Source organism: Kitasatospora sp. NPDC057500, assembly GCF_042802195.1.
GTDB lineage: Bacteria > Actinomycetota > Actinomycetes > Streptomycetales > Streptomycetaceae > Kitasatospora.
In genome coordinates this window covers 1-5,966 of the sequence record NZ_JBHVER010000315.1, presented here as the reverse complement: position 1 = coordinate 5,966, position 5,966 = coordinate 1, and the positions used below count along the sequence as shown (strand labels likewise).

Below are 5,966 nucleotides of genomic sequence, written 5' to 3'. Positions count from 1 at the left end.
CGGTGAAGACGCGCTGCTGACGCGCGTTCACCAGGCCTCTGTCGGGTCGAGGCCCGGCCTTGCGACTACCGTGGACCAGACCACTCGGGGTGTCAACGCGCGTCGCCCCGCACTACCCGAACGGGCAACCGCCGGTGCCCGTCGCCGTGCCGGGCCAGCCCGAGCAGCGGGTCCTGGCGCAGGATGGCGCCGTGGACGCCGGCGAGCTCCGCGCCGGGCTCGATGCCGAGTTCGTCGACGAGCCGGCGGCGGGTCCGCTGGTAGAGGGCGAGGGCGTCCGCCTGACGGCCGGTGCGGTACAGCGCCCGCATCAGCAGGGCCTGCGGCTGCTCCCACAGCGGGTGGCCCGCGACCAGCCGCCACAGCCGGGCGACCGCCTCCTCCGATCGGCCGAGCGCGAGGTCCGCCTCGGCCACCAGCTGTTCGGCGCCGAGCCGGATCTCGTCCAGCCGGGCGGCCTCCCACTGGAAGGCGGGCAGGTTCTGGAGTTCGCCCAGTGCCGGGCCCCGCCAGAGCGCCAGCGCCCGCCGGGCCGCGTCGTGGGCGGCTGCCGGGTCTGCGGCCGCGAGCGCGGCCCGGGCGGTGTCGAGGAGCCGTTCGGCGCGCCGGTGGTCGAGCTGCTCGTCCTGGACGGTGAGCACGTAGCCGGACGGGCCGCCGAGCAGGCGGGGAGCCGAGCCGCCGGTGTCTCCGGGGCGGGCGAGGACGGTGCGCAGGCGCGAGACGTAGCTCTGCAGGGTGTTGAGCGCGCTCGCGGGCTCCCGCCCGCCCCAGACGTTGTCGATCAGCGGGCCGACCGGCACCGGGCGGCCGGGGGAGAGCAGCAGGGTGGCGAGCACCGCCCGCTGCCGGGTGCCGCCGACCGGCAGGGTCTCGCCGTCGAACCGGATCTCCAGCGGACCGAGCGCGCACAGCTCCCACGCGCCGTGGACTCCACCCGCTCCGCCCGCTCTGCCGTCCGCGCTGCCGATCACGCTGAGCCACCTTCCCTGTCGTTCGTCTCCCGGTGCTTCAGACCCGGTGAGCGAGCAGCGTGCTCTCTGCGCGTAGACGGCCACTCAACAGCGACTAAACGATTTGACCGTGTGCAGACTTCGTTGGCGATCCACCGCCGCCCTACCCGGCTTCCCTGCCGTCAATGCGCGTCATGCACGTGTTCTGCACGCGGTTTGCACGCGTCGACGGACACGCTCTGTTGCGGACGACGGCGACAACACCGACGACGCCGTCGCCGACACCGACGGCGTCGGCGACGCGGTCGGGGCAGACCGAGAGGGACGAGATGGACTTCCGCGACCGCACCCTGGTGCGACTGGCCGATCCGGAGCAGCGGGACCGGCTGTTCGACCAGCGGTCGCTGGAGAACCTGGTGGCGGCCGGCTACGAGACGGCGCCCGGGGTGACGGGGCCCTACCGGGCGGACTTCGCCGAACTGCGGCTCGGCGTCCGGCTGGACCGGCCGGTCACCGCCGAGGGCGGCTGGTCCGCGCCGGGCGGCACCCGTCAGGAGGGGCGGTTCACCCTCACCGGCCTCGGCGGGCCCGCCGCCGACGCGCTGTGGCGCGGCAGCGTGACGGTGCGCACCGGGGCCGGGGCCGACCGGGTGGACGCGGTGGACGCCGCGCCCCTCGGCCGGGCCGACGGGCCGGAGCTGACCGTCCACTACGCACCGGGCGCCGGGACGCCGCGCCCGGTGGCCCTGCCGGTGCTGGCGGCGCTGCTCGTCCGGGAGAGCGTCCGGCCCGCCGACCTGCTGGCCGAGAGCCGGGCGCTGGCCGACGTGCTGGGCGCGCTCGGCGTGGCGGCGGCGCCGGGCACGGTGCCGCTGGCGCCGCGCGGCCGGGCGCAGGTCGGCTGGCTGGTGCCGCCGACCGTGTTCGACGACCCGGACTGGCCGGGCGGCTCCACCGCCGCGGGGCCGGCCGAGCAGCGCGCCGCCCGCGCGGCCACGGCCGGGCGGCTGCTGGCCGCCCAGGGGATCGCCCTGCTGGTCGTCCCCGAGGCGGCCACCGCCTGACGCCGTCACCGTCCGGCGCCGTCAGCACGTGGCGCCGTGACATCCAGAACCGCCGCTTCCACCGACCGGAGAGCCCGGAGAGCGAGAGGAACGCCATGCCCACTGCCTACCCCTTTGTCGACATCGAGATCGACAAGTCCGGCCTGACGCCCCGCGTCCAGCCGTCCAGCGGCGTGATCGCCGTCGTCGGCACCACCCCGGACGGCGCGAGCGGCGGGACCGCCGCCGTCAACGTCCCGTACGTCGTCACCACCCCGGACGAGGCGCGCGCCCTGTTCGGCCAGGACAGCGTGCTGCAGAAGGCCCTGCTGCTCGCCCTCACCCAGGACCGGGTGCCGCAGAAGGTCTACGGCGTGCGCGTCAAGGGCGCCGACCACGCCGCCGGACTGGCCGCCCTGGAGGCGGTCGACGACGTGTCCGTGGTCTGCCTGGCCGGCGTGACCGACATCGGCACCGAGACCCCGCCGGCCGGCCTGCTCGCTCTGCGCGCGCACGTCGAGGAGATCTCCGCGAAGGGCCTGCGCCGGATCGGCGTCGCCATGATCGACCCCAAGGTGGAGAAGGCTCCGGACTACGTCGCCAAGGTGGTCACCCCGGCGCTGCTCAAGCTGCGCAGCGACAGCGGCCGGATGGTCCTGGTCGCGGCCCGGGGCGCGGACGCCGACGTCGCCGCCGCCACCGCCGCGGTGATCGCCGCGCACCCGCCGCACGCCTCGCTGCTGCTCAAGCAGGTCAAGGGGGTGCGGATCCCGAAGGAGAAGCAGTACGGGCCGTCGGAGATCATCGAGCTCTCCAAGGCCGGCCTGAACCCGGTGATCGACCCGGCGCTGATCGCGGGGGAGGGCCTGCACCTGGCGGAGGGCCAGACCTTCACCACCGACCCCGCGTACGGCTACATCGACCTGCGGCGGGTCGTGGACCACGTGGAGTTCCTGCTCCGCGCCGGGCTGATCGGCAGCGTCGGCGACGCCCGGATCACCCGTACCGGCCTGACCATGCTCAAGCAGCGCACCGAGGGCATCCTCGGCGGCCTGCTGCGCGAGTCGGTGATCGCCGGCTTCGAGGTGCGGATCCCGGTGCTGGAGGTCCTCGGCCGCCCGGAGGCGGAGTGGACGCAGGCGGACCGGGACGCCGTGCGCGTGGCGCGCGAGCAGCGGGCGGTCGACGTCCAGACCTCGATCACCTACGGCCCGGCCGTGCACCGCCTGCACGTCAAGCTCGCCGTCACCTACTAGCAGCCCGTCAAACCCGCCCGCCGAGGACCCTGGGAGCCCGCCACCATGGCCGACTGGAACACCCGCCTGGCCGTCGCGTACATCGACGACGCCGGCAAGAGCGCCGAGATCGCCCCGATCGACTCGATGTCGACCACCTTCAACCTCAACGCAGAGCCGCTGCACTCGCTGGGCGCGACGCACATCGGCGTCGTCTACCAGCCGTCGCAGGTCAACTTCTCGATGACGGTGAAGGCCATCGGGCCCGCCGCCGCCGAGCTGACCGCGATCGCGCTGCGCGGCGGCCGCTTCGACATCGTCCTCCAGGAGCAGTCGGGCACCGACTGGTCGTACCGGACCGTGGTCATGTCGGACTGCGTGATCACCGCCTCCGCGCAGTCGGCGACCGTCGCCGGCGCGCCGACCGTGACCTTCTCCGGCTTCTCGCTCGCGGCGAAGGTCGAGGGCAAGTCCGGGCCGGCGGTCTCGATCCCCTGATCCGGGGCGCCGCGCCCGACGCCGGCGGCCGGGGGGCCGCCGGCGCCCCGGGCGGCCCCGTCCGAACCCCGCCCCGACCGCGACGAACTCAGCCCCAGCAGCGACGAACCCGCCACGAACCCGCCACGAACCGAGGAGCGCACGTGCCCGAGGCCGCGCATTACCACTTCCCGGTGGAGATCGAGGTCGCGCACGCGCCCCAGGTCGACCACCAGGCCATCGCCGACCTCGTGCTGGAGCGGCTCACCGCCCAGCTGGAGGCGCTCGACCCCGCCCCGCGCCGGGACTGAGGGGGAGTCCGATCGTGTCCAGTTTCCAGCGGTACGGGCCGCCGTCCCTGGTCCTGTCGGACGGGCTGGTGACCGTTCCCCTGTGGGCGGTGACCAGCCTGGACCTGAACCGCCAGTACCAGTACGAGCGGATCGGGCCCGCCGAGGTGCGGGAGACCGTGGTGGTCTCCGGGCTGCTGGTCGGCGCCGAGCGGTTCGCCTGGCGGGCGGCGCTGGAGGCGCTGGCCGAGCACGAGACCGGGACCGGCGCGTTCTCGGGTCCGTCGGTCGGTGCGGCGGAGCCCGTCCGGCAGCTGACCCTGCTGGCCGAGTCCACCATCCGCACCGACCTGCGGATCGTCGCGCTCTCCTTCGCCGAGCGGGCCGAACGCCGGGAGGTCGTCGAGGTGACGCTGACCCTCGCCCACGCGCCCGAGTGGCGGGGCGGCGCGGACGCCTTGGCCGACGCGGCGGTGGCGGGCCTGTCGGCGCTCGCCGACTGGGAGGACCGCCGCGGCCAGGACGGCCGCCGATGAACCGCCCCACGCACCGGCCCACCGGCCACCCGACGAACGACCCGACGAGGGAGGGACACCGTTGAGACCCACCGCACCGATCCTCCGGCTGCTCACCCCCGCCGAGCCCGACCCGCTGCCGCCCGGCGCCACCGTGGTCGACGCCGCGCTGGACGGCGGCCTGCCCGAGTACCTGCCGCTCCACGCCGACCTCGGCGTGTTCGTGGTGGCGGTGCTCGGCCGCGCCGACACCTGGTACGACGCCGACCCGGCCGCCGTGGTCAGCACGCCCGCCGACCCGGGCCGGACGTTCCGGCTGATGCTGCGGGCCGGCGGCGCCCACGCCGGAGCCCTGCCGCTGACCGCCGGGGCCCGGCGCACCGTCGAACTGCCGGGATCGCCCCGCCTCGCCACCGGGATCGCGCTGCTCGACTGGGAGTTGCGCGCCGGTTCGGTGCGCGGCGCGGGCCGCCACGGCTCCCGGATCCGGCTCGCCTGGTGGGACCTCGGAGGTGCGCCGTGAGCGACTGGGCCCTGCGGATCACCGGCGGCGCGGCGCCGCTGGAGCTGTCCGGCGCGCAGACCCGCGGCGTGGTCACCCTGCGGGCCGAGGCGGCGCTGCCGTCCGGTCTGGCCGCCGCCACCGTACGGCTGACCGTGCGCGGGCTGGCCGACGCCGTCGCCGACCGGCTGCTCGCGGGCCCCGGCCCGCTGGTGGCCGAGCTGTACCTGCACGGTTCGACGGCCGCGGCCGCCCAGCCGTTCGACCCCGCGGCCCGGGTGGCGGCGGCCGTCGTCGAGCGGGCGGTGCGCCAACGGGGCCGGTACGGGCCGGAGTTGAGGCTGGACGGGATCGACGAGGCCTACCACCGGCTGTCGGCCGCCACCCGCACCCCGGTGCCGGCCGGCGACCACCGCACCCAGGCCGCCGAGCTGGGCCGCCGGGCGGGCGTGGCCGTGCAGGCGCACGGCGCGGCCGTGCGTAGCGGACCGCTGGCCGCCGGGCCCAGCCACCTGGAGCACCTGGCCGGCTTGGAACGGGCGCTGGCCGAGCACGACGGCCGCGGCGGGCGCGCCCTCGCGCTGTTCCGCGACGGGGCGCTGCACCTCGGCGCCCGCCCGGCCGCCCTGGTCGCCGCGTACGACGTCCGGCCGCGCTGGACCGAGGAGTTGGGCGGCGCCCGCGCCGACCGTCCCGCCGTCCGGCTCGGGCTGCCCGGGGACGCCCGGCTGCTGCCCGGCGACCTGGTGCGGCCCGCCGCCGGGGCGCGGCCGCTGTACGTCACGGCGGTGCGGCACACCCTCGACCGGGCGCACGGCTTCACCACCGTCGTCGCCGCCGTCGCCGTCACCGGGCCCGACGAGGCGTGGGACGGGCGGCCGGGCGCCGCCGACCGGGTCACCCTCCGCTCCGAGCCGGCCGCCGACCCGGCCGCCGCGGCCGCCCGGGCCG

General features: G+C 76.3%; 8 protein-coding genes. 7 read left to right on the top strand and 1 reads right to left on the bottom strand.

All coding sequences use genetic code 11. From position 1 onward, the window contains the following. Nucleotides 1-92 precede the first annotated feature (92 nt). Nucleotides 93-974: a BTAD domain-containing putative transcriptional regulator gene (locus tag ACFU74_RS35395; protein WP_380764245.1), complete on the bottom strand. Its 882-nt coding sequence runs from the start codon at nt 972-974 to the stop codon at nt 93-95. Between the two features lie 308 nt (nt 975-1,282). Between ACFU74_RS35395 and ACFU74_RS35390 the strand changes: the two genes are divergently transcribed. The 7 genes from ACFU74_RS35390 to ACFU74_RS35360 all read left to right on the top strand — a co-directional run. After that, nucleotides 1,283-2,017 carry a hypothetical protein gene (locus tag ACFU74_RS35390; RefSeq protein WP_380764244.1) on the top strand — a complete coding sequence of 245 codons (735 nt, stop codon included), beginning with the start codon at nt 1,283-1,285 and terminating at the stop codon, nt 2,015-2,017. A gap of 95 nt (nt 2,018-2,112) precedes the next feature. Next, the gene (locus ACFU74_RS35385; RefSeq protein WP_380764243.1) at nt 2,113-3,252 is read left to right on the top strand and encodes a hypothetical protein; all 1,140 of its coding nucleotides are present in this window, start codon (nt 2,113-2,115) and stop codon (nt 3,250-3,252) included. 45 nt (nt 3,253-3,297) lie between these two features. Further along, nucleotides 3,298-3,729 (top strand): hypothetical protein, encoded by a 432-nt coding sequence (locus tag ACFU74_RS35380; RefSeq protein ID WP_380294759.1) that lies wholly within the window; start codon nt 3,298-3,300, stop codon nt 3,727-3,729. 143 nt (nt 3,730-3,872) lie between these two features. Continuing rightward, on the top strand, nt 3,873-4,019 hold the full coding sequence (locus ACFU74_RS35375; RefSeq protein WP_350547294.1) for a hypothetical protein: 147 nt from the start codon (nt 3,873-3,875) through the stop codon (nt 4,017-4,019). A 14-nt stretch (nt 4,020-4,033) separates the two neighbouring features. Further along, the gene (locus ACFU74_RS35370; RefSeq protein ID WP_380764242.1) at nt 4,034-4,534 is read left to right on the top strand and encodes a hypothetical protein; all 501 of its coding nucleotides are present in this window, start codon (nt 4,034-4,036) and stop codon (nt 4,532-4,534) included. Between the two features lie 61 nt (nt 4,535-4,595). Next, nucleotides 4,596-5,036 carry a hypothetical protein gene (locus ACFU74_RS35365; protein WP_380764241.1) on the top strand — a complete coding sequence of 147 codons (441 nt, stop codon included), beginning with the start codon at nt 4,596-4,598 and terminating at the stop codon, nt 5,034-5,036. Next, nucleotides 5,033-5,966: hypothetical protein (locus ACFU74_RS35360; RefSeq protein ID WP_380764240.1), on the top strand; the 934-nt coding region annotated here is incomplete at its 3' end. The genes ACFU74_RS35365 and ACFU74_RS35360, both read left to right, overlap by 4 nt.

What these genes read in the sequence shown, in the direction of transcription:
- ACFU74_RS35390 (WP_380764244.1), top strand. Translation starts at nt 1,283, where the DNA reads ATGGACTTCCGCGACCGCACCCTGGTGCGACTGGCCGATCCGGAGCAG.
- ACFU74_RS35385 (WP_380764243.1), top strand. Translation starts at nt 2,113, where the DNA reads ATGCCCACTGCCTACCCCTTTGTCGACATCGAGATCGACAAGTCCGGC.
- ACFU74_RS35380 (WP_380294759.1), top strand. Translation starts at nt 3,298, where the DNA reads ATGGCCGACTGGAACACCCGCCTGGCCGTCGCGTACATCGACGACGCC.